General features: G+C 43.5%; 22 protein-coding genes. 6 read left to right on the top strand and 16 right to left on the bottom strand.

What is annotated here, in order from left to right:
• Nucleotides 1-29: 29 nt before the first annotated feature.
• The 15 genes from G601_RS0104575 to G601_RS0104505 all read right to left on the bottom strand — a co-directional run bounded on the left by G601_RS0104575 (nt 30) and on the right by G601_RS0104505 (nt 15,472).
• A complete protein-coding gene (locus G601_RS0104575) occupies nt 30-866 on the bottom strand; it encodes a hypothetical protein (protein ID WP_155834459.1) in 837 nt (278 codons plus the stop codon).
• An 11-nt stretch (nt 867-877) separates the two neighbouring features.
• Nucleotides 878-1,696 carry an ABC transporter ATP-binding protein gene (locus tag G601_RS21915; RefSeq protein WP_051205582.1) on the bottom strand — a complete coding sequence of 273 codons (819 nt, stop codon included), beginning with the start codon at nt 1,694-1,696 and terminating at the stop codon, nt 878-880.
• Entirely contained in the window at nt 1,696-2,475 is a 780-nt protein-coding gene (locus G601_RS0104565; RefSeq protein WP_026664685.1) for an ABC transporter permease, read from the bottom strand. The genes G601_RS21915 and G601_RS0104565 overlap by 1 nt, the downstream gene beginning before the upstream one ends.
• 11 nt (nt 2,476-2,486) lie before the next feature.
• On the bottom strand, nt 2,487-4,637 hold the full coding sequence (locus G601_RS21910) for a glycosyltransferase (RefSeq protein ID WP_051205580.1): 2,151 nt from the start codon (nt 4,635-4,637) through the stop codon (nt 2,487-2,489).
• Nucleotides 4,638-4,661: 24 nt separating this feature from the next.
• On the bottom strand, nt 4,662-5,891 hold the full coding sequence (locus tag G601_RS24675) for a glycosyltransferase (protein WP_081673386.1): 1,230 nt from the start codon (nt 5,889-5,891) through the stop codon (nt 4,662-4,664).
• 14 nt (nt 5,892-5,905) lie between these two features.
• Nucleotides 5,906-7,111 carry a UDP-N-acetylglucosamine 4,6-dehydratase gene (locus G601_RS0104550; RefSeq protein ID WP_026664617.1) on the bottom strand — a complete coding sequence of 402 codons (1,206 nt, stop codon included), beginning with the start codon at nt 7,109-7,111 and terminating at the stop codon, nt 5,906-5,908.
• Nucleotides 7,112-7,251: 140 nt separating this feature from the next.
• The gene (gene rd / locus G601_RS0104545; RefSeq protein ID WP_022761029.1) at nt 7,252-7,407 is read right to left on the bottom strand and encodes a rubredoxin; all 156 of its coding nucleotides are present in this window, start codon (nt 7,405-7,407) and stop codon (nt 7,252-7,254) included.
• A gap of 65 nt (nt 7,408-7,472) precedes the next feature.
• The gene (locus G601_RS0104540) at nt 7,473-7,865 is read right to left on the bottom strand and encodes a DUF2304 domain-containing protein (RefSeq protein WP_026664616.1); all 393 of its coding nucleotides are present in this window, start codon (nt 7,863-7,865) and stop codon (nt 7,473-7,475) included.
• Between the two features lie 24 nt (nt 7,866-7,889).
• Complete coding sequence (locus G601_RS0104535) at nt 7,890-8,609, bottom strand: glycosyltransferase family 2 protein (protein ID WP_026664615.1); 720 nt, start codon at nt 8,607-8,609, stop codon at nt 7,890-7,892.
• Nucleotides 8,610-8,625: 16 nt separating this feature from the next.
• Nucleotides 8,626-10,359: a hypothetical protein gene (locus tag G601_RS0104530; protein WP_026664614.1), complete on the bottom strand. Its 1,734-nt coding sequence runs from the start codon at nt 10,357-10,359 to the stop codon at nt 8,626-8,628.
• The gene (locus G601_RS21900; RefSeq protein WP_035790319.1) at nt 10,334-11,119 is read right to left on the bottom strand and encodes an ABC transporter ATP-binding protein; all 786 of its coding nucleotides are present in this window, start codon (nt 11,117-11,119) and stop codon (nt 10,334-10,336) included. Before G601_RS21900 ends, G601_RS0104530 begins: the two co-directional genes overlap by 26 nt.
• A 22-nt stretch (nt 11,120-11,141) precedes the next feature.
• Complete coding sequence (locus tag G601_RS0104520) at nt 11,142-11,930, bottom strand: ABC transporter permease (protein WP_330368800.1); 789 nt, start codon at nt 11,928-11,930, stop codon at nt 11,142-11,144.
• A 13-nt stretch (nt 11,931-11,943) separates the two neighbouring features.
• Nucleotides 11,944-13,074 (bottom strand): glycosyltransferase, encoded by a 1,131-nt coding sequence (locus G601_RS0104515; RefSeq protein ID WP_026664612.1) that lies wholly within the window; start codon nt 13,072-13,074, stop codon nt 11,944-11,946.
• Nucleotides 13,075-13,161: 87 nt separating this feature from the next.
• A complete protein-coding gene (locus G601_RS0104510; RefSeq protein WP_026664611.1) occupies nt 13,162-14,496 on the bottom strand; it encodes a glycosyltransferase family 4 protein in 1,335 nt (444 codons plus the stop codon).
• Between the two features lie 160 nt (nt 14,497-14,656).
• The gene (locus tag G601_RS0104505; protein ID WP_026664610.1) at nt 14,657-15,472 is read right to left on the bottom strand and encodes a hypothetical protein; all 816 of its coding nucleotides are present in this window, start codon (nt 15,470-15,472) and stop codon (nt 14,657-14,659) included.
• A 326-nt stretch (nt 15,473-15,798) separates the two neighbouring features.
• Between G601_RS0104505 and G601_RS0104500 the strand changes: the two genes are divergently transcribed.
• Nucleotides 15,799-16,713, top strand: a complete 915-nt coding sequence (locus tag G601_RS0104500) for a hypothetical protein (RefSeq protein WP_242834379.1) — start codon at nt 15,799-15,801, stop codon at nt 16,711-16,713.
• A gap of 963 nt (nt 16,714-17,676) precedes the next feature.
• Here G601_RS0104500 and G601_RS0104495 read toward each other — a convergent pair.
• Nucleotides 17,677-18,465, bottom strand: coding sequence for a hypothetical protein (locus tag G601_RS0104495; RefSeq protein ID WP_026664608.1), 789 nt, complete (start codon nt 18,463-18,465; stop codon nt 17,677-17,679).
• A gap of 1,237 nt (nt 18,466-19,702) precedes the next feature.
• Here G601_RS0104495 and G601_RS0104490 point away from each other — a divergent pair.
• The 5 genes from G601_RS0104490 to G601_RS0104470 are packed head-to-tail and all read left to right on the top strand — an operon-like array spanning nt 19,703 to nt 25,148.
• Nucleotides 19,703-20,521: a PHP domain-containing protein gene (locus tag G601_RS0104490; RefSeq protein WP_035785623.1), complete on the top strand. Its 819-nt coding sequence runs from the start codon at nt 19,703-19,705 to the stop codon at nt 20,519-20,521.
• Nucleotides 20,522-20,548: 27 nt separating this feature from the next.
• On the top strand, nt 20,549-21,679 hold the full coding sequence (locus G601_RS0104485) for an ABC transporter ATP-binding protein (protein ID WP_026664607.1): 1,131 nt from the start codon (nt 20,549-20,551) through the stop codon (nt 21,677-21,679).
• 6 nt (nt 21,680-21,685) lie between these two features.
• Complete coding sequence (locus G601_RS0104480) at nt 21,686-22,585, top strand: carbohydrate ABC transporter permease (RefSeq protein ID WP_026664606.1); 900 nt, start codon at nt 21,686-21,688, stop codon at nt 22,583-22,585.
• Nucleotides 22,586-22,599: 14 nt separating this feature from the next.
• Complete coding sequence (locus G601_RS0104475; RefSeq protein ID WP_026664605.1) at nt 22,600-23,475, top strand: carbohydrate ABC transporter permease; 876 nt, start codon at nt 22,600-22,602, stop codon at nt 23,473-23,475.
• Nucleotides 23,472-25,148, top strand: coding sequence for an ABC transporter substrate-binding protein (locus G601_RS0104470; RefSeq protein WP_026664604.1), 1,677 nt, complete (start codon nt 23,472-23,474; stop codon nt 25,146-25,148). Before G601_RS0104475 ends, G601_RS0104470 begins: the two co-directional genes overlap by 4 nt.
• Nucleotides 25,149-25,301 lie beyond the last annotated feature (153 nt).

Below are 25,301 nucleotides of genomic sequence, written 5' to 3'. Positions count from 1 at the left end.
TGAATTACTCCCTACTTTTTTGAACCACCTCAAAGTGTAGCGCCTCTCCTATCCGCAAGAAAACACCCTATCGTACTAAACATCAATACCTCCAACGTCTCCCTATAAGGAATACATAGCACCATTCCTACTGCCATAATTACCACAAACAGTATTGCTTTTCTTTTTTCCAGGTCTTCACCCGTTTTAAGAAACAGCCTGATTCCAAGTATAATCATTACAGCAAACAGCGCTTCCTTCATAAGAACCGACACCATTCCATTATTGCCCTTAAACAGGCTAAGGGATATAGCACCTCTTCTTATCATTAAGAAAACTGAAATAGCAGATAAAAGTCCGCATCCTGCCTTTACCACCTTGCTCTCTACAAACAGTAATGAAATAGCAGTAAAGATTATCAGCATTCCCAGTTCAACCGCACTATCTGTAAAATACCCGGTAGTCTTATCAAGTACTACCTTTGCAAGGTTAAGTATTGTAATCGCAAGAAGAAATATCCACAGCTGTCTGAAGGCATCTTCCCAGAATTCTTTTTCTGTAGCTGCCAGGCAGTATCCGGTGAGGCCTAGTGCAAACGTAAGAATAGCGATTTTGACATTCGCCATGTCCCTGGGAACAAGCGCATAATATAGTGCATACACAAGCGCGTATAAAGGAAACATCCAATACTTTTTTATGCCCTGTATCATGGCTAATATATTCTGTTTCACATCTGACAATGCAAATACTATGAGGGCGAAAACAGTAAGCAGAATTGAGCTCTTATCATTCTCCAGGAATGTAAGGAGCATGCTTATCACAATCCCTATTACAAGATATCCGTCCCAGGCAATATCCGCCTTGTTCTCTTTTATATCTTCTTTCAAATTGTTCTCCATTAATGCCTGGTATAGCCGTCGATTCTTACTTCTTTTTGACGTTCTTCCAGTTCTTCTCTCTCGATTCTCTGCCGCTCAGTTACCGCAGTGTATTCATCCAGTACTTCTTCAGCATTACCATCTCGTCTTACAAGTCCCTGATCGATCCAGATTGCTCTGTCACAGACCTTAAGGATCTGCTCCTTGGAGTGGGATACCAGAACTATGGTTATACCTTCACCCTTAAGCTTGGCAAGGCGCTTGAAGCACTTTTTCTGGAAGGCTTCATCTCCAACCGCCAGAATCTCATCAATAAGGAGTATATCTGCATGCATGTTGATGGCAACGGAGAAGGCAAGTCTTAAGTACATTCCTGAAGAATATGTTCTTACAGGGTTATCTATATAGTCCTCAAGCTCTGAGAAAGCGATGATGTCATCGATTCTGGCATCTATCTCTTTTGCTCTTATTCCAAATATGGATGCATTGATGTATATGTTCTCTCTGCCGGAGAGGTCAGGATGGAAGCCTGCACCAAGCTCTATGATACTTGAAACTCTGCCGTTTTCAGCGATTGTTCCCTCGTTTGGTCTAAGGATCCTTGTGAGCATCTTAAGGGTTGTACTTTTACCGCAGCCGTTTCTTCCGACAAGCGCTACTGCTTCACCCTTTTTTATATCGAAGCTTACGCCTCTTAAAACTTCTTTTTTCTTATATTTATTTCTGCCGATATTTATTATACGTTCTCTGATAGTATGTGCCTTATCCTCATATACCTTGAAGAATTTGTGCACATTGCGAACTTCTACGGCATTCTCAGTATTTTCTACTTTATTCATTATAATTCCTCCGCGAAGTCGCCTTCTACTGCAGCAAATATGAGCTCTCCAAGAACAAATGCTGCGATTGCTGCTGCCCATCCGATAATGGTGTAATTAAGGTCCGGCATCTTTTTATAATACAAAATAGCATGATAGCTCTGGATGACACTGGTCATGGGATTACAGAGTAGTATGGTCTTAACCCACTGAGGAAGCTTGTCCATATCGTACATGATAGGTGTTCCCCATATCCATGCCATGAGGAGGATTCCTACGATATACTCCATGTCTCTGATGTAAACTGTTACTGCAGAGAAAAATACTGCAAAGCCAACACAGAGTACATATTCCATGAGCATTACAAAAGGGAGGTACCAGATGACAAGGGGATTGATTCCCACTCCTCCGCCTATTACAAACAAAAATACAATGATAAATGCCAGAAGCATGTTTACAAATTTCGCTGTTACTGCTGCGATGGGAAGAACTTCTCTGGGGAAATATATTTTCGTAACCAGGTTACTTCCACCTATGATACTTCCGGCTCCCTGGATAAGTGAGTCGTTAAAGAAGGTCCAGGGCACAATTCCTGCAGTAAGGTATATGTAGTAGTTTTCAATTGTGCTTGGGAAAATCACGCCAAACACGAATGTGTAAATTCCTATCTGGAACAGCGGGAACAGAAATGCCCACAATATTCCAAGGACAGACTTCTGATATCTGCCTCTTAAGTCTCTTTTTACCATGCTATATATCATATAGCGGTATTCAATAAGTTCTTTAATTCTATAAAACATCAGTTAACTCCTCAGGGTGTAATGTCCTGCTCTATTACACTTTTCGCTGCTTCAAGCGAGAAGTATTTCTTAATAAATGCCTTACCATTATCAGACATTTCTCTCAATCTGTCCATGTCTTTATATAATTTGCAGACTTCATCAGCAAACTCTCTGGCTGTCTCCGCTACTATCATGGTGTTTTCTTTAGTAGACATGCCCTCTGCCCCGATTGGTGTTGTAACCATTGGAATCTGGTAGTAGGCCGCTTCTACTATTTTGCCCTTTACACCTGCTCCGAATCTAAGGGGCACGACTGCAAGTCTGCACTGCTTGTAGAGCTGTACCAGCTTTTCATCCGATACAAAGCCCTCCAGGATGATGTGGTCTGATGCCAGCTGCTGTACCTCTTCCGGAGGATTACCACCTACTATGTGGATCTTCATGTCAGGGTATTCTTCCAGAATCTGAGGAAAAATGTCCCTTACAAACCATTTGACGGCATCAACGTTTGGCCTATGTCCAAAGCCTCCCACAAATATAATATCCTGCCTCTTACTAAAGTCCTTGGGGATATCGTTTTGCTCCTCTTCATATATATAAAGAGGTATATTTCTTATGCTGCTGTTCGGAAGCTTTTTCTGTAAGTAATGCTGTTCATAGCTTCCCACCACATGAATTACGTCTACGCTATCGAATATTTTGAACTCGATTTCTTTCATTTTCCTGGACTTTTCAAGATGTTTTGCGTCGCCGGTTACTTCATACTCTCTGTGTTCTCTTATGTGGTATAAATCGTGGGCGAAGTATATAAGCTTACACTTGCAATGCTTTTTAACAGCCCCCAGGTATTTCATGGTGATGTCCGGTCTTTGCAGGTATACGTAATCAAAATACCTGCCATTTTCATAGAGCCAGAGTTCCCAGTTATTTCGCATGAAGTTACCATAGAGTACTTCTATGCCTTCCTTTTCAAGGGCTGATTTATATGGCTCCTCCGGAAGGAAGGGATCTGTCAGGAAGGTTACCTGAAGTCCCATGCGTGCAAACTGAAGGAGGTACATGTATGTGCATCTTCCGCCTGCATCCTTATCATAGTGCGGTAGTCTGTGATCTATGACAAGTATGTGCTTTTTGTTTCTGCTTCTGTCTCTTGCAAGGAAAACTTCCTGTCCGTTGGGGAAGTGGTTTCTTGTGAGTTCTTCCTTCCACTTTTCGTAGAATTTTTTGCCGTTTTCTACCTGGTATGCCTTTAATCCGGTGGATGTGTCTGTTCCGTTGGATTTACCCTCGAAATGTACCACTACGGATTTGGGCTGGTAGATTACTTTATAGCCGTGTTTTCTTACTTCGAAAGCCAGGTCTGTGTCCTCGTAGTAAGCGGGGGCATATCTGTCATCGAAGCCTCCTATTTCCTCCCAAAGACTTCTCCTTATCATTATCGCTGCGCCGGAGATATAGTCTGCTTCCTTCACATAGTTAAACTGTGAGAGGGATGCATTCTGGCCGTTGCCGTAGTTCCAGGCGCTGCCATCCTGCCAGAGGATACCACCTGCTTCCTGGAGCTTTCCATCGGGATAAATGAGCTTGGAGCCTGTCATTCCTACGCTTTCATCATTTTCCATTATTTCGACAAGGGGCCTTAGCCAGTCCGGCTGTACCTGAGTATCGTTATTAAGGAAAAGAATGTATTTTCCCTTTGCATGCTTTGCTGCGTTGTTGCAGTTTCTAAGGAATCGCTGGTTCTCTGAGTTCCTGACGATTTTGATGTTGGGGGCTATTGAGTTTAAGTCTGTGGTAAAGTCAGTTGAGACATCATCTGCGATGATGATTTCGTAGGTAATTGCTGATGTTGTATTTTGCGCGATGCTCTTTAAACAGTTGTAAGTGTAATCGAACTGGTTGTATACGGGTATGATAATAGACACCTCCGGATTTAAGCATTCGGGGATGTCTATCTTTTCATAGTCTTCTATTTTTTCATGACTTGTGTAATCCAGAAGTTCGGGAATTTCCGAATCCTCATCGATTCCGCCAAGTCTCATTTTGTATGCATTGAGCTCCCACTGAATCTGTTTTATTCCACCCTTTTTAAATGCGTTGTAAAGAATCGAGAGGTTGGTGGGATTTATTGCAGATACGACTTTTATAGGCAGCTTTGCAATGTCTGTTATTTTACTCATAATTTCTTCTTTATATTGATTTGCTTATTTGAAACCCAGAATTATTTCACACAGTCCCTGCAGCTTCATATCGATATTGAAGTTTTCTGCTATGAAGGTTTTGCCGGATGTTCCAATCGCCTCTGTTTTATGTGTGTCATGCGCCAGATCTATTATAGCATTTCTATATTCTTCTTTTGTCTCGCAGTGCAGGTAGTCTTTCCTATCTTCAGCATATATGCCTTCTATTCCTATATTGTTGGTAAGCACCGGAACACCTGCGGACATGGCTTCCAAGACTTTTACCTTTATTCCTGCTCCGAGTTTTAATGGCGCCACAAGACACATGGCTTCTGACAGGTACGGTTTTATGTCTTCTACAAAGCCGGTGATGTTAATGGGGCTACCTGAAAGCTGTGCGTTGTATTTATCCGCAGCTGCTATGAGCCTGGGATGGGGCTTTGATCCTACTACATCTAAAGTGCAGTTTTCATCCTTAAGAAGTGGCATGACGTTCTCGATGAAATCGATGACACTTTCGTAGTTCTCTACGCGGTCCATCGCTCCGTAGTAGAGAAGCTTCCCGGGGATAGGTTTTCTTTGTACATCAGAATAGTCTTCGTAGTACAACGCGCAGGTATATATTTTATCCTTATTTATTCCGTCACGGATCAGAAGGTTTGTGTCCTTCTGATTGAGGGTTACTGCAAGGTCACAGTTTTTAATTGCAGTAAGCTCTGCCTGTTTTAGGCCGTTGTAAAGGCGCTTCCAGGATGCTGTGGGATTAGCTTCGTACTTTCTCTGATATCCCAGGTATGTTACGTCCTCTTCTATTATGATGAACTTTGCGCTGGGGAATAGTTCCTTCCACTCCGGCAGGAGCAGTCCCATTGAAGTCCAGTGAAGAATCACGATGTCAGGGTTTCCGCCTGCTGCCTTGTATTTTCGTACTCTATTACTCAGCTGTATGTGCTCATAGAGTAGGAGCTGCCTGTAGTATCTGGTCCAAGGATTAAGGAGCGTGAAGCCGCTGACTATTCGCCTTACGATGTAGTCAGCCCTTGAGTGGTCACGGTAGTAGATGTCTGACTTTATACCGCGCTGCTCCAGGTCCACATCCTTGCGCTCTTCTTCGTAGGCCAGCCCTATGAATGTGATATCGAATTCACCTGTGTTATTTATGTAGTTTAAGTAGTAGTTCATGTTCTTGCCGCCCGCGTGTCGCACCTTGGAGTAGGGGACGTAGGGAGCAAGCCATAGGATTTGTTTTTTCATTTGTTCACATTTTATTACATTCTTCCATCCAGGAACTTACCAGTCTCCTTATGATTGAAGTTAGGAATCATCTCGTTAAAGAGATCAATGAGCTCTGACCTGTCCCATGATCCTCTGCTTCTCATTTTAGCTATAGCGTCAGAGAACATGTCGAGCTTAGCGCCATCGAATCCAGGCTGGTTCTTGATGATACCGATAGATTCAAATCTGTCCATATCAAGTACTTCGTTATCTGTGTAGAACTCCTCGAAGTCCTTCTCACCTGTAGTATCGCTGGCAAAGAAATATACAGGATATTTACGGAGTGCCTTGAGCTCAGCAACTCTTTCTCTTGCTTCCTGCTCTGTTGCGCACTGTACAGGCTCATAGCCGAGGTTTTCAAGGTATTTCTCAGCAATGCTGCTGAAGGTTACAAGATTAAGCTCCTCATCAAGCTTAGGGAAGTAGATGTCTCTGTTTTCACCGGTAAGGCATGACATAAGACACAGCTCACCTGACTCCTTGGGCGTTACGAAGTATCTTCTAACATCATTAGGTGCTGCTATGGGCTGATTCTTCTCAATTCTTCTGTTGAAACCGTAGAGAAGGCTTCCGTCTGAAAAAGCAACGTTGGCAAATCTTGCTGTTGATACAGGCATTTCCTCACTTCTTCTTGCAAGGAACATCTCCATGATGCGCTTACTTGCACCCATCATGTTAACCGGGTTAGCTGCCTTGTCAGTAGATACACAGAAGTATTTCTTTGCCCCCATCTCATGAGCCATTTTCATTGTGATATCTGTGTTGAAGATATTAGTGTCAATCATGCGCATGAGAGTGTAAGGATCCTTCTCAGAACGCACATGCTTAAGGGCTGATGTATTGAAGATGTAATCATATCCACCGATGCGTTTTTTCTGATCTTCGATGAAAGCCTTGAAGATATCACTTCCGCAATCAAGAGCGAAGGTTGCAAATTCACCTGTGCCGTAGCCCTTAGAGGATCTGATGTCTCTAACAAGCTCTACCATGTTGTTCTCAGATATATCTACTACATGGAGCACCTTGGGATCTCTTGCAAAGAGCTCTCTGCAGATAGCTGAGCCGATTGTTCCTGCTCCGCCGATTACAAGGAATCTGGAATTCTTTATGATTTCTGAGAGTTCCTTCTCTCTTGTAAATATGTCATTTTCAAATAAGGGCTTAGTTCTGCCCACCATAGCTAAAATATTATCGCTCATTAAATAAATCTCTCCTTTGTTTTATTCACAATTTATTCATGGTGCCTGGCACCTTTGTGTGTTAGTGCATTAAAGTGCCGAGCACCTATACAGTGAGTAAGGTATGAAGCAGTGCTTCATACCTTACTTTTTACTATCTCTTATTCAGCTTTAAATTCTTCCTTGCCAACTCCGCAGAGAGGACAAACCCAATCAGCTGGGAGATCATCCCATTTTGTTCCGGGAGCTACTCCGTTATCCGGATCGCCTGCTGCCTCGTCGTAAACATAACCACATGTGCCACATACATATTTCATAGAAATAATCTCCCTTCAGGTAAAAAGAGCGTCACAATAGTTAACGTACTTATTATACCATATTTTCAGGTTGTATCGTTTCCTTCTTTTTCATCAAGTCTCTCCTCAAGTTCGCGTACCCTTTTCTCTAAAAGTCCCTGGGTCTGGATGAGCTTGGTGATTCTGCCCGCCTGGCGTGAGGCGATACTGGTAAGTGACAACACCAACATGATTAGGAATCCGATTAGCAGAATAAACAGACCGTTCATGGTTCCTACAATCCCGCATAGATTAAGGAAATATACGAGAATCATGGGATTAAGAACAAGTATCAGAAATACCACACCCGTGAAAAGCCACAGCAGTGTGTATTTCATATTCAGTTTCCTGTGTTTTAATAATGAAAGTATGATTACAAAGTAGCTGATGATCGCGACGATGAGCACGATCGTCAGTCTTGTAGGTATTATCTGATTCATGGTGTTCTCCTGTGGATCTGGTAATTATCTGCGTATGCCATAGCTTATGCGGCACACTATAATATCCATGGTAACTTTTATCATATAGTAGATGGATCTCTTGAAGTTTATGGAGCTTTTTCCGGTCTCACGCTCACGCATGATAACCGGGAGTTCCAATATCTTCTTCCTTCTCATCACGGCATCCATGATAGCCTCGGGCTCCGGGTAGTCTATCGGATAGTTATCTGAAAATACGTCTATAAAGAATTTATTCACTGCGCGGAATCCGCTGGTCACATCCTTAACCCTGTAGAAGCACAGCACAGTAATAAGTCCGCTTAAAAATCTGATTCCCATGCGCCTTGTGACAGAGCTCTGAAAGCCTTCTTTGTTAACAAATCTTGATCCAATGACATAGTCAGCTTTTTTCTCAAGGATAGGTGCGATTATCTGCTCAATATAAGCAGGGTCGTGCTGACCGTCACCGTCAATCTGCACTGCGATCTCGTAGTCCTTCTCCTTAGCGTAGCGATAGCCTGTCTGAATAGCGCCGCCAATTCCAAGGTTGATCGGGCAGTTGATGTGGTTAAAGCCTCTCGCCTTCAGTATCTTAGCTGTATTGTCAGAAGAACCGTCGTTTACCACCACATAGTCGTACTGCGGATATCCGGTTGTAATCTCATCTATGATGTTCTCTATATTTTCCGCCTCATTATATGCGGGAATTATTATTAAAACATCAGACTTTTTCTTTGTTTCCATTTATGTACTAATTCCTTCAATTATTCTTATATACAATATAGCTGCTGCCGGACAGCTCCGGAATAGTGTCCAGTCCGGTTTCTGATAGTGGGTTGCTGCTATTTTTATTTACAATATAAAAATCTATCTGCTGCGGTGTATAGATTGTTCTCCAAATAGGCTCAGTCAGTATGCCCTCTGACACCTCCTCAGATAATATCATGTATTCTCTGTCCGCGCTCCTAAAGTAGAGATCATACACCTTTGCTTCCTTGGAAAACTGGCTGTCATCCACGAAAGCAACATTTGTAGTCTCAAGGCGATACTCCTTAAAGTAATCGTCAATTAACACCATCTCGTCGATCAGTTCCTGGTCTACATGATAGGTGTCGTATACGTTCTTTAATCCGAAAACTATATTTATAGCTGACAGGACAAGAGTACCTGCAAAAAATATGCCTGCTGCCTTTTTCTTATCTGACTTCCCTACGAGATAAAAGAGTATTATTCCCACTGCAAAAATGAGAGCGGTTGTCACTCCCACCGGGTAAAAGGGCTTAATATTAGGTATGAGCTTCCTGACAGGATAACAGTAGAGAAGTGCTATGTTTCCGGTGGTACAGGTGTTGTACACACCCTTATACACAAGCCCCGTCGCAATCATAAAGGGCATCAGCAGCTTTAAATCTCTTCCCTCGATTTTATCATCATTGGACAAGCCTGCAAAGAAAATACAGCTAAATGGTACCACTAATTGTGACACATATCTCAGATGCACTGCCGGAACTGTTTTTCCAAAGTCCTCTCTCGCAGTGACTGTCACTGTGATAACAAGGATAGATCCTATAAATAAAAGGAATGTGTATAATAAAAACTTCCTGACTTCCGGGTTGTATTTTTTGTTATTTATAAGGGGCATCAGCACCGGCAAAACATAGAACGCCAGGGTGAAGGCCGCAAGGTAATAGATTATCGTGTATAGCAGATATAGTAATTTGTGGCAATCTGCGTAATACGAGAAGTTCAGCGCTCCTCCGATTATGTATGTGTTGGTAAAGCCGCCAAAGAACAGATATCTAACAGTAATGTAGCAAAGAAGCGCTGCGATTATAAACGCGATAATCGCCACAGGCTTTTTTAAATTCTGTCTGCTGCCTTTTTTCCCAATCCCCGAGAGTATCTCCGTCGCCACATAGCTTAGCGCCAAGCATATTCCAACTTCCTTGGTAAAATAAGCGAGGATTAAAAGCGCAAGTACTATCAGCTTATATCCTGTTTTTTTATATTTATAGTCTAAAAGAATAAAGTAAAAGCACAGGCAGGAAAGCGGAAAGAACAGATTCTCCGACATGAAGGTTCCTGAAATCACTATGTCCGGCCAGAATGCCGAAAGCACCGCAGCCATGATGCTATAGGTTCTGCTTACGTTTAGCTCTTTGCACAAGAGATAACTCAGGATGATCGGCGTCGACATTAGGAGCGAGTTTATCAGCATAATCACATGGACTCTGGCTGTTATGTCACCGATCAGGAAGGTGGGAAGCAGCACAAATGAATAGGCCAGCTTGGAAAACTGCAGGCTGACGCCGTGCATCTGAAGCTCTGTCCCCTCAAACATGCTCTTTGCCAGGTCGTAATAGACCAGCTCATCGGCATAGGTCTCCATGGCCTTACTATAATTCGACAGTAGGAACAGCAGCATCGTGTGTATTACGAACGCCACTGCAAGTATAGTCTTTTCTTTTTTATCTAAACTGATTCTTTTCCCCATTTTCAGCCTTTTTATCCAAGCCCCTCTTTGACAGGTACTCAAGGTACTTCGGATTGATGTCTCCGGGCTTTCCCTCTGCTTTTATTTTGCCATCGGAGATCCAGATGCACCTGTCGCATATTCTCTCTATCTGCGCCTGATCATGGGATACCAGGACAATTGTGGTTCCGCGCTTAAGTATTTCTTCAAGCTTGTCGAAACATTTTTCCTGAAAAGCAGCATCTCCCACCACCAGTATCTCATCTATCAGCAGTATGTCTGCGTCCACATTTATAGCCACTGCAAATGCCAGGCGCATGTACATTCCGGAGGAGTAGGTTCTCACCGGGTTATCTATATAATCTCCAAGCTCTGAAAACTCGATGATGTCGTTCAGTCTAGCCTTGATCTCTCTGTGCGTCAGTCCGAAAATCGCAGCGTTTATGAAGATGTTCTCTCTTCCGGTCATGTCCGAGTGGAACCCGGCACCCAGCTCGAGTAGGCTCGACACTCTGCCATGCATTTTTATAGAGCCTGAGTCAGGGTATATGATTCTGGTCAGCATTTTTAATGTGGTACTTTTCCCGCAGCCGTTCTGACCGATCAGGGCAACTGCCTCACCCTTCTTCACCTTGAAGCTGATGCCGTCTATTACAGAGCGCATCTCGTAGCTTCGCCTTTTTTTGAAAAGTGATGCTTCCTTTAAGGTAAAGCCCTTGTCGTAATACACTCTGAAGCTCTTTTTTATATTGTCTACTTCTATGGAATATTCTTCCTGCATTTTTATCTCCGAAAAAGTCTGTTTATAAGAACTCTGCAAACTTTATTTTCAGTCTGTTGAACATGTGCCAGCCAAGGACGAGGAATCCAACTCCCATGATGCAGGCTATTGCCAGGGTCTCGATCTCAGGCACCTGCTGATAATATAGGATGTCTCTGTAGGCCACGATCACTGAAGTCATGGGATTTAAGTAAAATAGCTTGATCAGGTTCCCGGGTATCATGTCAACGGAATACATGACCGGGGTCATGAACTGCCATGCCATGGTTATGATGGATAGCATGTATTTTACATCTCTAAGGTACACTGTCCAGGCGCTGAATATAAGCACCAGGCCCAGAGCCAGCGAGTATTCTATCATCATGATAAGTGGCAGGTACACAAATACCACAGGGTTAGTAATTCTGCCTGCGACAAGAAGCGCGATGAACACGATGATGAAACACAGCAGCATGTTTATAAACTGACTGGTCACATATGAAATCGGTATGACTTCCCTTGGAAAGTACACCTTTTTTATCATGTCCTCTGTATCCCTCAGGCACCCGCAGCCTTCGCTAATACAGGTTCCAAAGAAGATCCAGGGAATCAGTGTGACGAATAAAAAAAGCGAGTATTGCTCGATGTTGTTACGGAGGATAACAGAAAACAGGATTGTGTAGACAATCAGCTGAAACAGCGGGTTTAGAAACGTCCACAAAAATCCCAGAGCAGAGCCTTTGTATCTGCCTCGGATGTTCCTGTGTATCTGGGTAAAAATCATTTCCCTGTAGTTATATAGTTCCTGCAATCGTTCTATGGTTGAATCCATTTTTAAATCCTTGTTACTTGTATATGGTTATGCCTTCAAGCTGTTTTTCTTTGAAAATATCGTACTGCTCTTCTACAAACCTCTTGAGCCTGTCCTTAAAAACGCTCTCGTCGAACTCCATGGCGTGAGCTCTTATTTTTTCCTTATCAAAGGTCATCCCCTGGAATCTGTGGATGGCTTCCAGCAGGGATTCCGGTGTGGGTTCATCAAAAAAGATTCCTGTCTCATTCTCTATTACAGTTTCAAGAATCCCTCCCTTTCCAAGGGCTATGACCGGCCTTCCACTGGCCTGGGCTTCAAGAGGGGTTATTCCAAAGTCCTCAACTCCGGGGAATATGAGGGCTTTACACTTAGCGTAGTATTCTCTCAGCTCCTCATCCTGAACAAATCCAAGGAATTTCACAGTGGGGCCTGCCATGGCTTCCAGCTTTTCCTTCATGGGTCCTGTTCCTATGACATAGAGTGGCAGATTTTCTTTGGTGCAGGCTTTCACAGCAAGCTCGATTCCCTTATATTCCTGTAGTCTCGAAACACAAAGATAATACTCTCCCTCAGTATCAAGGGTGTGAAACATGCTCATTCTGACAGGGCAATGGATAACGTAGGCGTCTCTTCTGTAGTGCTTGCGGATTCGTCTTGCCACATTTACCGAATTTCCGACAAAAACATCCACGCGCGCTGCTGCCACATAATCCCATACACGCATGAATGTCATGAAGTAAGATATCATTCTGTTTTTAAAAGCACCCTTGCCTTCCAAAGGTCCGATGTAGTTGTGTCTCTGCTCCCAGGCATATCGCATGGGTGTGTTGCAATAGCAGATGTGAAGGGTATCAGGGCCAGTTATGACACTTTTCCCAACGCTGGTACTGCTGCTTATGACGACGTCGTATCCGTTCAGGTTGATGCTCTCCATGGCCGTTGGCATGTAAGGAAAGAGCTTTCTGTGGTTGAGCATTTTCCTGTTGGTTTTCTGAAGGTGAGTCGTCCTAATGTCTGCGTCGCGAAGTGATCCTCTCATGTTCATCCGATTACACATGGATGTGTAAATTGGTGCATCCGGGAAGACCTCATGCATATTTATGATAACATTCTCCGCACCTCCCATGAAAGGAAGCCAGTCATGTACGATTGCTACTCTCATTATTATTTGTTCCCTCTTGTCCTGGGGTGTTGGCAGGTGTGTGCTGTTAGCGGGATTGTCCTGTGCTAATCGCCGCGACTTTTGGTGTTAATTGATGGTTTTAAGTATTGCCTGTGCCGTTGTTCTCCAGGAGTATTTATTTAGATAGTATTCTTTTAAATTTGGTTTGTTGTTTTGTGGTTTGTCTATTGTTGCGTGGTTTGTCGCCATATGATCTGTTGTTGTACTATCTGTCGTTATATGTTCTGCTATTGTGTTGGCTGTGACTATATGATCTGTTGTTGCACGGTCTGTCGTTATGCTGTCTGCTACTTGCTCTTCAAGTTTTTGGAAGTCGAATTTCTCCGGGTTCTTTGGATCAAAGAAATAGCACCCTTTTGTATATATTTCCCTAAGGGCCGGTATATCCGCAAGCGCTATGTGTTCATTGCCCATCGCTATGGCTTCCATGGGCGGTATTCCAAAGCCTTCATATAATGAAGGGAATATGAATGCCTTGGTATTTTTGTATAGATTCTTTAATTCTTCATCCGTTATGTAGCCGGTGTATGTTATATTTGGTAGTTTGCCCGTGGTTACTGTTGTAAATGAGCTATGGTGCCTGGCACTTTCTATATTGTCGCTTTTGGTGGGGCTGGCGCTTTTTCCAGGGTACCTGGCACCTGTTATGATAAAGTTTTTGTCCGGATGTAGTCGGGCAAGCTCTTCTATAAAGCTTTGGTTTTTGTGAATGCTGGCACTGCCTACACTAAGATAGTAGGGGGTGTCGGTTCCTGGCACTTCTTCCATGGGACCTGACACCTTTGTTTCCTCTATGGTACCTGGCACTTTTTGCACATTGGGCATCTCTATGGTGCCTGGAACCTCAAAATGTTCTGCTGAATTCCCTGCTATTGTGATTCGGTTTTCATCAAGGCCGTAGTAGCTCATCAGCTCGTTTTTACTAAACTGTGATACCGTGATGATTCCTTTACATCTGAGCAACGTCAGCCTGTATCCGATTCTATATAACAGTCTAAAGCTCAGCTTATAAGACCTGGAATATCTTATGAAAGATATGTCATGAGCAACTACATAGTCGGGGCGAGTAAGCGGCGGAATTCCTGCGAAAGTGAGTATGCTCCCGTTTTTCCTTGCAGCAAATCCCGGGAGATCTATCTGTGTCCATAGATTACCTCTCCTGCCTCCGACCACTTGTGTCTGAATGTTTCTAAGCGTTAGATTTGTCTGCAATTCTTCATCCGGAACAGCAAGAATCACCTCTCCCGGCTGTACCAGCTCATCTATCTGCTTGATCACCTCAATGCCATAGCGCTGCACGCCTGTGATCTTCTGAGTTAATATTTTCCCATTCAGAATAAGCGGGTGTGTTTTTGAAAAGCCATATTTTATTTGGTTATCTTTGTTTTGGCTATTGTTCATGATCCGACTTTTTTCATATATTCACGACATAACTGTCACTGTTTAAACATAGGTCATTTTAGCACACTTTTCATATCTCGCCCATGTAATAACGCATTAAAAAAGCTGAATGCGAAAAACATTCAGCTTAGTGTCTGATATTCAATTAACCACATCTGCCTTACGCACGACGAAGCGTAGCGGGACGAAGTCTTAGATGTGAGTCAAAATTCCTGGTGTGTGACTCAGCCGCCTCAGCACCCTCTGTACTCTTAAGCTCACTGGACAAGCTGGTGAGCATCTCGCGAAGAAGCGATCCTGTTCCACTGTAGGACGAGATCACGTCATCTGCAAGCTCGCCGAAATCAGAATTCTCCAGCAAGGTCTTGTAAGTTGAGTAATTGCTGATAGCACCAAGCGTGCTGTCCTTCAACGAACTGAGCGTTGATGAGCCATCCTCATCCTCTGAACCCACTGCAAGTTCGGAAAAAAGTCCGGACGTAAAATCTGCCTTCTCAGTCAGGGAATTCTCAAGTGAATCCTTCATCATCGCCGTGTAAAGGTAATTCTGAAGAATCATATTGCTTCTTGCTTCGCCCTCAAAAGCGGCATCTGTGCCTGCTCCGGCTATGCCAACAAGCTTATCAACAGCCTCGTCCGACAGACTCGTTGCTACATTAGATGACTGCTCATCCGTAGCCTTCGTCAGCAGTCCTGCCGTGGTCTCGAGCACTGAAGTATAATCCCCCAAAGCGCTGTCACCTTCTAAACCATCAGTTCTTCCAGCCTTCATCGCTGATTCTAAAATTGCGGAAAAGGTGTTAGCTCCCGCAAGTGAGCCCGTATCCTCAAGCGAATCAAGTGAACTGCCTGTATTTAGCAAGGTAGACACACCCTTCAAAGCAGTATTCCCACCAAGTGTACTTCCCCCAAGCGCACTCAGGGATGTTAAATTACTGTAATTTGAAACTATAGAAGACAGATAATCATAGTCCATGACTCACCCCAACAAACCTTTCAAACACCTGATCATCTATGCTCCCCAGCACAATCAGGCATTTGGTGGAAACATGACTTCTTACGTGCAAGATCGGATATGCGCGCAAGAATCTATATTATTTTCACCTCCCGCACCAACCACAACATGTTGTAGTTCGTACTCGTTTATTATACCATGGATATGGTTTATATCAAAGAAAAAACTGCACTTCTTTTCATTCTTTTTTTATTACATTTTCCGAAATTGTGTTATAATAGGCGACGGTAATGTCAAATGGCAGTGAGCCGGTTTCCGGCAGCTGACCTTTTATGGAGGAGAAAATTATGAAAAAGAAGACTATTGCAACATTATTAACTCTTGGTCTTGCATTCAGCATGATCGGATGTGGCGCAAAGACTGAGCCCACAGAAATCGAAGCTACAGTAGATGCAGCTGAGGGTGAGTCTGTTGAGGCTGAGGACGCTGCTACTGAGGAGAGCGCTGAGACAGAGGAAGCTGCTGATGCTGAGGAGAGCACAGACGCTGAGGAAACAGCTGACGCTGAAGAGAGCGCTGATGCTGAAGAGTCTGCTGACGCTGCTGAAGGCGATGTTATGAGCCACGATGATTACGTTGCTGCTGATCTTGATTCAGAGGTTACAATCGAGACTTATGTTCAGGCTAAGCAGGGCTGGTGGGAGAACGAAGGCGTAGGTAACGCTACATTCTACACACAGGACGAGAACGGTGCTTACTTCCTTTACAATATGCCTTGTTCACAGGAAGAGTATGACAAGCTTGCAGAAGGCACAAAGATCAAGGTTACAGGCTACAAGTCAGAGTGGGAAGGTGAAGTTGAGATCACAGATGCTAAGTTCGAGATCGAGGACGGAAGCTATGTTGCTGACGCTGAAGATGTAACAGCTTTACTTGCTGATGATTCACTTATCGAGCACCAGAATGAGTTTGTTTCTTTCAAGGATATGGTAGTTGAGGCTTCTAAGGATGCTGACGGAAACGATGTTGCTTTCCTTTACAACTATGATGGATCCGGTTCTGAGGGCGATGACCTTTACTTCAACGTTTCTGCAGACGGCCAGACATATACATTCACAGTAGAGTCTTACCTTTGCGACAAGGATTCCGACGTTTACAAGACTGTTGAAGGTCTTAACGTTGGTGACACAGTTGATATGGAAGGTTTCCTTTACTGGTACCAGGGTGTTAACCCTCACATCACAAACGTTACTGTAAAGTAATTGTGGGATTGGATTTGTTGAGACGCCATCTTCGGATGGCGTCTTTTTTGTGCTTTGGGGCAGTGTTGTTTGCAGAGGTGTTGCTTGTGGAGTTGGTGTTGACCTGAGGGAGGTAGTGGTTGATTAGAGTCGACGCCTGCGGGTGGTGTTGGCAGGCGGGAGTTGGTGCCTGCGCGAACAAATTAGGTCATAGACGTAGCGGGGTCGATTACTCTGGGGACGCGTGCAACCAGAATTGTGGATGCAGCCTCTTTAGGCGTAACAACTATTGTTCTTTTCTGACGGCTAGGTAACCGATGCCAATGAATATCGCCTAATCGACGTAACTCCATTATTGTCTTTTATTCCTGTCTTCAACCAGGATTTATAATTGTTCGCGAGTAGACGCAACTCCTCAATGAAAGTTTTTTCCGCAGGGTAACCAATTGATTAATTTGATTGCGAGTAGACGTAATGCTCACCTGTTGAAATCACCCGCGATTGGACCAGAAAAGGTGTATGGATCAACATCGGATGAACGATGGATCTGCTATCAATATTTTCATTCAACCAGTTGCGCTCGATACGCTTAAATCGGTTGATGTGCGGGATGAATGTCCAGGAATGATGTGCGTCAATCCGCGAACAAATTAGACCATAGGCGTAATGGTGCCAATAAACATGGCATAAGCGTGCAACCAATATTATGGGATTACCCCTATCGGTGTAACACGACTAAGAAGGCCCCCAAAAAGTTCAACCAGTATGAATACAAATCCTCTAATAGACGCAAAGTGCATCTAAAAGCAATATTCAAGAAGCAATATGCTTAGTATTACTCCCAACCTATTACTCTCAACATTATTGAGAGTATTCTTATTCTTCCCCTGCAATGTTATGCAACTCAGCCAATTTTTGCCTAAGAACATCTTTTGGAATTAATTTTTCCTTTGCTTCGTAAATCATTTTGAACTATACACGTCATCACAATAAGTAATGCTCAATAAGTCTTCTGACCTGCTTCATGTTAAGTGGCTTTTCACTTGTCTCTCTTGTGATTATCAGATTGTCTCCCAAGAATATTCCATTTTCTTCATAGCAATCAATTTTCTCTAAGTTCCTCGTAATATATTCAGGATCATCAAGAAGTCCCAGGTGTTCCCAATACACCACTTTACGTCCTGGCATTTTCATAATTGTGAAGTCAGGGTAAACCTTCTTGTTTCCCAGAAATAAAGGACACTCATACTTATAAGAAATACCTTCTTTATTTAGTGCATTTGCAATCAGAACCTCAGATTTGGATCTGACTCTCTCACCACAATCTGTGTAATGCTCAGCTAAGTCTCCATCAAAATTCAATGGTTCATAGGGTTCTGCAAGCCATTTTTCCACAAACACTTCATCCGGAAGAAAATGCGGAGTAATCAGAATTTTTCGACCGTAGATCATTTCATCGTAAACATGCTCGTAGGTCTTTTTTGGCATTGCTTTTGAATAAAGCGAAAGCGCCTTCATCTCATCAGAAAGAGCCTTTTTGACCTGAATCTCATAATCCCTCTGTGCAAGCTTCCTTGCTTTATCCAGATTCTTGCGACGAATATAGGTACCACTTGCATCTTTGCCATCCTTGCGAAAATAATAATAAGGCTTACCTTTCTTGGTGATGACCTTTAGCTTACCTTCCGGCATTTTCTTAAGCCTATTGTCGCATTCTGTAAGAACAGCATTTAATTCTTTTTCTCTTTTTTCAAACTCGTTTTTAATGTTCATTTATTATCCTTTCTTTGGGTATGTTTTGTAATACGCAAAGCTTTTGAATATGCCATGAACACTGCAAAACTCCATTCTGATGCGAATGGTAAATAATAATTTCTGCAGTAAACAATTGCATAATCACAGAATTTGCGCGCAATTTATCAAAACAAATGAGAGCTATGCGCATAGTCTCTTTGCTTTGAATGAACGATATTATTGGTCTTGAAAATGAAATGGAATCATGTGGAAATCACAAGATAGTTATAGACCGATATTTAATTAGTTTTCCCTGATACAAGAGAATTGGATGATATCACAAATCATATCGCGTGTCAAATATGCAAATAGCATTCATGTTATGATTTTTTGTGTCTGCCTTGCGGGATATATTGATAAGCTGGGGTTACGTCTAGTCGCGAACAAATTTTGATACTGTCTGAACACCTGAGACGCTGAGATTTTGTGATTGAGTCTGAGGCAGGATTTGTTCGCGAGTTGGTGTAAAGACTTCCACTATGTTTTTCCCGTGAGGTAACCAAAAGAAATAATTGTTCGCGGATAGACGTAACTCCTACCGGCAGGGATCACCCGCAGTTGGATCGGAAGAGATGGATTAGGCAATACTGGATGAACGCCTGAAAAGTTCTTAGGAGTTCTTATGGCGTTCTTAGGGTGGCAGTTCAACCTGCGGCGCTCGATAAGCACAAACCGGTTGATGTGCGGGATGAATGTTCAGGATTGAGTTGCGTCTATCCGCGAACAAATTAAATCTTAGGCGTAACGTAGCCAACCCCCCTGACGCTAGCATTCAACCGATAGTACTTGATATTCTCTAACCGGTTGACGTGCGGGATGAATCTTCAGGAATGAGTTACGCCAACCCGCGAACAAATTAAATCATAGACGTAATGGAACCAACACCCCCGGCGCTAGCGTTCAACCAATAGAAAAACAAGTTCGCTGATAGACGTAACGGCCACCAGTACGTAACCTCCGCGAGGCAACCACAAAAAAGCAAGTTCGCGGATAGACGTAACAACCGCCAGTACGTTACCTCCGCGAGTTAACCAATAGAATAGCAAGTTCGCGGACAGACGTAACTACCTCAAAAAAGCCCTCCCCGCAGAGTAACCATCTCCAAGAATACCAAGAATACCAATAAGCCAACCAAACACACCCCTTAAACATATGGAAAAATATGAAAAATCTGCTATCATGTATAGGAAAAGTCAGTTGTACCAAGGGGGGAAATATGCTGAACATCAAATGCGATCTGCATACACATACACTTTACTCAGCTCACGCCTACTCCACGATAGAAGAGAATGTCAAAGAGGCTGAGAGTATAGGCCTGGAGCTTCTTGCAAGCACCGACCACTTCAGTTCTATGGTTGTTGCTGAGGATGAAGACCTCAGATCTTATCAGTTTTTCACCAATCAGGGGTGCTGGAAACGCACCTGGCATGGGGTTAAGCTCCTTAGAGGTTGCGAAGTGGACATCGTTTCACCCGAGGGATATCTTTTCGGAATGGGACTTCCCATAAAAAGATCAATCGTAGGCGACCCCTATAAGGATGACAAGGACCTTTTCACAAGAACAACGGAGCGCCTGGACTTTATCATCGCCAGCGTTCACGGAAAATGGGGGCTTCAGGGAATTAGCAAAAATCAGGCAACAGAGATGTATATCACTGTTCTTGAGGATCCAAGAATCCTTATGCTCGGTCACATCGGAAGAGCGGGAATTCCCTTCGAGACAGATGAAGTCCTGCTTAGAGCAAAGGAGCTGAATAAGCCTATAGAAATCAATGAGCACAGCGTAATCTGGAGCGGCGACGTGGCAGACAGATGCAAGGAAATCGCCGTCAGATGTGCAGAGCTGGGGACATCGATCTGCGTAAACACTGACGCTCACATCGCAACAGATATAGGAAGATTCCCAACAGCAATATCAATGCTTGAGGAGATCCATTTCCCGCAGGAGCTCATCATGAACCGCGACAGCGAGAGCTTCCTTGCACAGTACTATGCGGCCGGATTTGAGAAAATAGATTTTGACGCAGAGATGTAAAAATATTCAAAAAGGATACTGGGGAGTATGAAAATCGTTTTAGAAAATCTCACAAAGAAATTCCCAAAGATAGATAAAAAAATAAAGAGCGAAGTCATTGCTGTAAACAATTTCACTCATGATATAGAAGACGGCAGGCTGATCGGACTTCTTGGTCCTTCAGGCTGTGGAAAGAGCACGGTTTTAAATCTTATAAGCGGCCTTGAAAAGCCCACCTCCGGAAAGATTTTTTTCGGAGAGGATGACGTAACCGAGCTTCCGCCTGAAAACCGTGGAGTCGGACTTGTTTTTCAGAATTATGCACTTTATCCGCATTTAAATGTAAAGGATAACATCAAGTTTCCTCTTGAGAACCTTCGCGGAAAAGATAAACTCACAAAAGACCAGATGGACGCAAAGGTCCTGGAAGCAGCAAAGCTAGTGCAGATTGAGAATCTTTTGGAGAGAAAACCCGCTAAAATGTCAGGAGGTCAGCAGCAGAGAGTTGCAATTGCAAGAGCACTGGTAAAGCATCCAAAGGTCCTTCTTCTCGATGAGCCCCTGTCCAATCTTGATGCAAGACTTCGTCTTCAGACAAGAGAGGAATTAAAGCGTATTCAGATTGAGACAGGAATTACCACAATTTTCGTAACTCATGATCAGGAAGAAGCCATGAGCATTTGTGACACAATAGTTGTCATGAATGAGGGACGCATAATGCAGCACGGCGCGCCTCAGGATGTGTATGATCATCCGGAAAACCTCTTTGTTGCGAAATTCCTTGGGACTCCTCAGATAAATGTGTTTAAGGGCGAGATCTGTGACGGCGGCCTTTTTATAGGAAAGGATAAGGTCATGGACGTTAAGCCGGAAACGGCATCCGGAAATGCGCAAAAGCGAGATGTCTACGTGGCAGTGCGCCCTGAAGGATTCGTTGCTGTAACGGAAGCGGAGTCTTCTGAAGAGAATCTTCTTCACTGCGATTTCATAAAAATGGAGGTCATGGGCCGCGATACCAGCATTATCAGTAACCATGAAGCCTTTGATGGAACTGTCATCCGCGCAATTATTCCATCTGACACCAGACCGCAGTTTATCAGCGGCGAAGTGAGCTTTAAATTAAAGCCGTCAAAGGTGCACGTTTTTGACGCAGAGACTGAAGAAGCGATAAGGATTTGACAACCAATGAATAACAAAAAACAGACATTAACCGCATTGCTGTGCCTATTGCCGGCGATCATATTTTTAGGAATTTTCCTGGTCTATCCCATGATAGACGTTTTCATATATTCCTTCGAGGAGGGCTACAACTTCGCATCACAGAGCTACTTTGGACTTGGAACCTACAACTATTCCTATGTCCTGCACGACCCATATTTTATCCAGGCTCTGAAAAACACGTTCATTATCGTACTTATCACAGTGCCGCTTTCCACAGCGATTGCACTGATTATTTCCCTTGCTCTTAGCTCCATCACGAAGCTTCGGGAACTTTTTCAAACAATCTATTTCCTGCCCTATGTGACTAACACGCTTGCTGTCGGGCTTGTTTTCATGATCCTTTTTAGGAAAACTGCATACACTGACGGAATGGTGAACGCCCTGATAAATCTTTTTGGCGGAAAAAGCATTGATTTCATCGATGGCCCCTACGCCGCTAAGATGTTTGTCATGTGTTTCTACACAATCTGGGTGGTGCTACCCTTCAAGATTTTGATTTTGACAAGCAGTCTTGCGTCTGTTGACCCGCTTTATTACAAAGCGGCGCAGATTGATTCCACACCTAAGTGGAGGGTATTTACGAAAATAACCCTGCCGATGATTTCGCCCATGATCTTTTACCTTGTGATCACAGGCTTTATAGGAGCGTTCAAGGCCTACAGCGATGAGGTTGCACTTTTCGGAACAGACCTTAATGCAGCAGGAATGAACACTATAGTCGGCTACATCTACGACATGCTCTATGGAAACAGCGGCGGTTACCCGTCATATGCATCGGCAGCTGCGATCATACTGTTTGCGATTGTTTTCACCATCACAGTGATTAACCTTTTGGTTAGCGAGAGAACGGTATATTACCAATAATTTGAGGACGAAAAATGTCAGACAATCAGGATTTTGAGAAAATTAAAGCAAATGATAAAGCAAGGAAATTAACCAGTGGTGTGGCGCGTTATCTGCTTCTCACGCTCTGGGCGCTTATAGTACTTTTCCCTTTTTACTGGATGATACTAACATCCTTCAAAAGCTACAGCTCCTACAACGGTGAGTACGTTCCAAGGCTCATTATTACTTCGCCGACGGTGCAGAATTACATCAGTGCCTTTACGGAAGTTTCCCTTGGCAGGTATCTTGTTAATACATTTATTTTTACAGTTGTAACAACGGCGATCATGCTGGTCATCGTGGTGCTCTCTGCCTTCGCATTTTCAAGATTGGAATTCCCAGGAAAGAACCTTGTTTTTGCGATGTTTTTATCCCTGATGATGATTCCAAACGAGCTCGTAATTATCACCAATTATGTGACGATAACCGACCTCGGAATGCGCAATTCCTTCCCCGGACTGGTGCTTCCGTCTGTGCTTTCGGTTTTCTATATCTACCTTTTGAAAGAAAACTTCGAGCAGATACCGGATGAGCTCTACAAGGCTGCAAAGGTGGACGGAACCAGTGATATGAGATATCTTCGCCGCGTCATGATTCCAATCGCAAAGCCCACGCTCATCACAATCACCATTCTTAAGGTAATCGAGTGCTGGAATTCCTATGTGTGGCCTAGGCTTATAACTGATGATGCCAACTATTTTCTTGTGTCTAATGGAATCCAGGAGATTCGCGAGAACGGATTTGGGCGTGAAAACATCCCTGCCATGATGGCTGCGGTTGTGGCTATTTCTGTGCCGCTTATGATCTTGTTCCTTATTTTCAGGAAAAAGATTATGGAAGGTGTTGCAAGAGGAGGCACGAAGGGATGAAGAAAAATATACATATTATAGGGACGATTTTTGCGTTACTATTTTCTACTACGGTTTTGACTGCTTGTCATGGAAGTAAAGAAGCAAAAGGCTTTGAGATACCCGAAAATTTTGATGAGTCGAAAAATTATGAGATTACCTTCTGGGCTAAAAATGATACCAATAAAACCCAGACAAAGATATACGAAAAAGCGATCAATAATTTTGAAAAGCTATATCCAAATATCGATGTAAAGATTCGTCTGTACACAGATTACGGTAAAATTTATAATGACGTAATTACAAATATCTCCACAGATACTACGCCAAATGTCTGCATTACTTATCCTGATCACATCGCAACTTATCTGACGGGAGCTGATACGGTAGTACCTTTGGATGATCTTTTCGCGGATGAAAAATATGGACTTGGCGGAGCAGAGCTAAAGTATGATGCACCAAAGCAGGATGAGATAATTCCTGAGTTTTTGAAGGAGTGCAGGATTGGCGAGAACCATTACGCTGTGCCTTACATGAGGTCCACAGAGGCCTGCTACGTCAACAAGGATTTTGTTGAGAAGCTGGGATACGAGATGCCACAAACCCTCACCTGGAATTTTGTGTGGGAGGTTTCTGAGGCAGCTATGGAGAAAAATGAGGACGGAACCTTCAAGCTAAATGGACAGAAGGTTTTGATTCCTTTCATTTATAAGTCAACCGACAATATGATGATTCAGATGCTAAAGCAACAAGGGGCTGACTATTCAGATGCCCAGGGCAACATTCTTCTTTTCAATGATGTGACAAAGCAGGATCTTAAAACCATCGTAGAACACGCTAAGACAGGTGCTTTTTCAACCTTCAAGATTTCAGGATATCCTGCAAACTTCCTAAATGCGGGGCAATGCATATTTGCAGTGGACTCCACTGCCGGATCCACCTGGATGGGCACCAATGCGCCGCTTTCTGACATCGCTGAGGATAAGGTTGTTGACTTTGAGACAGTGGTTTATCCTGTTCCACAGTTTGTGGGACGAGGAGCTTCTGATATGCAGAGAAGAAGTGATGGTACTGCAAATGCTGGCGCTGATGATTCTAAGAATCAGACTACAGGGAATAAGCAGTACGCCATGATTTCTCAGGGACCTTCAATATGTATCTTCAATAAGAAGGATCCGCAGGAGGTGCTTGCTTCATGGCTCTTTGCTCAGTACATGCTCACTAATGACGTACAGACAGGCTATGCTGAGACCGAAGGCTACGTCCCTGTAACCTCTAAGGCTCAGAATTCCGAGGAATATCAGGATTACTTATCAAGAGGCGGAGAGGACAACACCACTCACTATCAGGTGAAGATAGATGCTACAAAGCTTCTTCTTGAAAATCAACAGTATACATTTGTAACAAATGTCTTTAGCGGATCGACCTCTCTTCGAGATGCTGCGGGACAGCTTATTGAAAATGTTACAAAGTCCGTCCGCAGAAAGAAAACCGTTGACGATGCCTACATGGAGCAGCTTTTTTCTGACACCATGAATCTCTATCACCTAAACCAGAGTGGCGCTGTCATGACCGGTAAAGCAGCTCTTGGTCCACTGCCGAAGGAATCCAAAAGGCTCATAGAGATACTTATCATCGTGTGGGTGATTATCGGAATATATATAGTTTATGGAAGAAAAAACAAGGCTGAATGAGCCTTGTTTTTTGTGTTTTACGCGGGAGTAGTGTTTTTTGGGGGGGTGGTTACGTCTACTCGCGAACTTGTTTTTATACTGGTTACTCTGCGGGAGCTATCTTCCGGCGCCGTTACGTCTATTCGCGAACTTGCTTTCCTACCGGTTGAACTA

It is taken from the genome of Butyrivibrio sp. FC2001 (assembly GCF_000424125.1).
Classification (GTDB): Bacteria; Bacillota; Clostridia; order Lachnospirales; family Lachnospiraceae; genus Butyrivibrio.
Note: the sequence above shows the minus strand (reverse complement) of the source record. Positions and strands in the feature narration are given on the sequence as shown.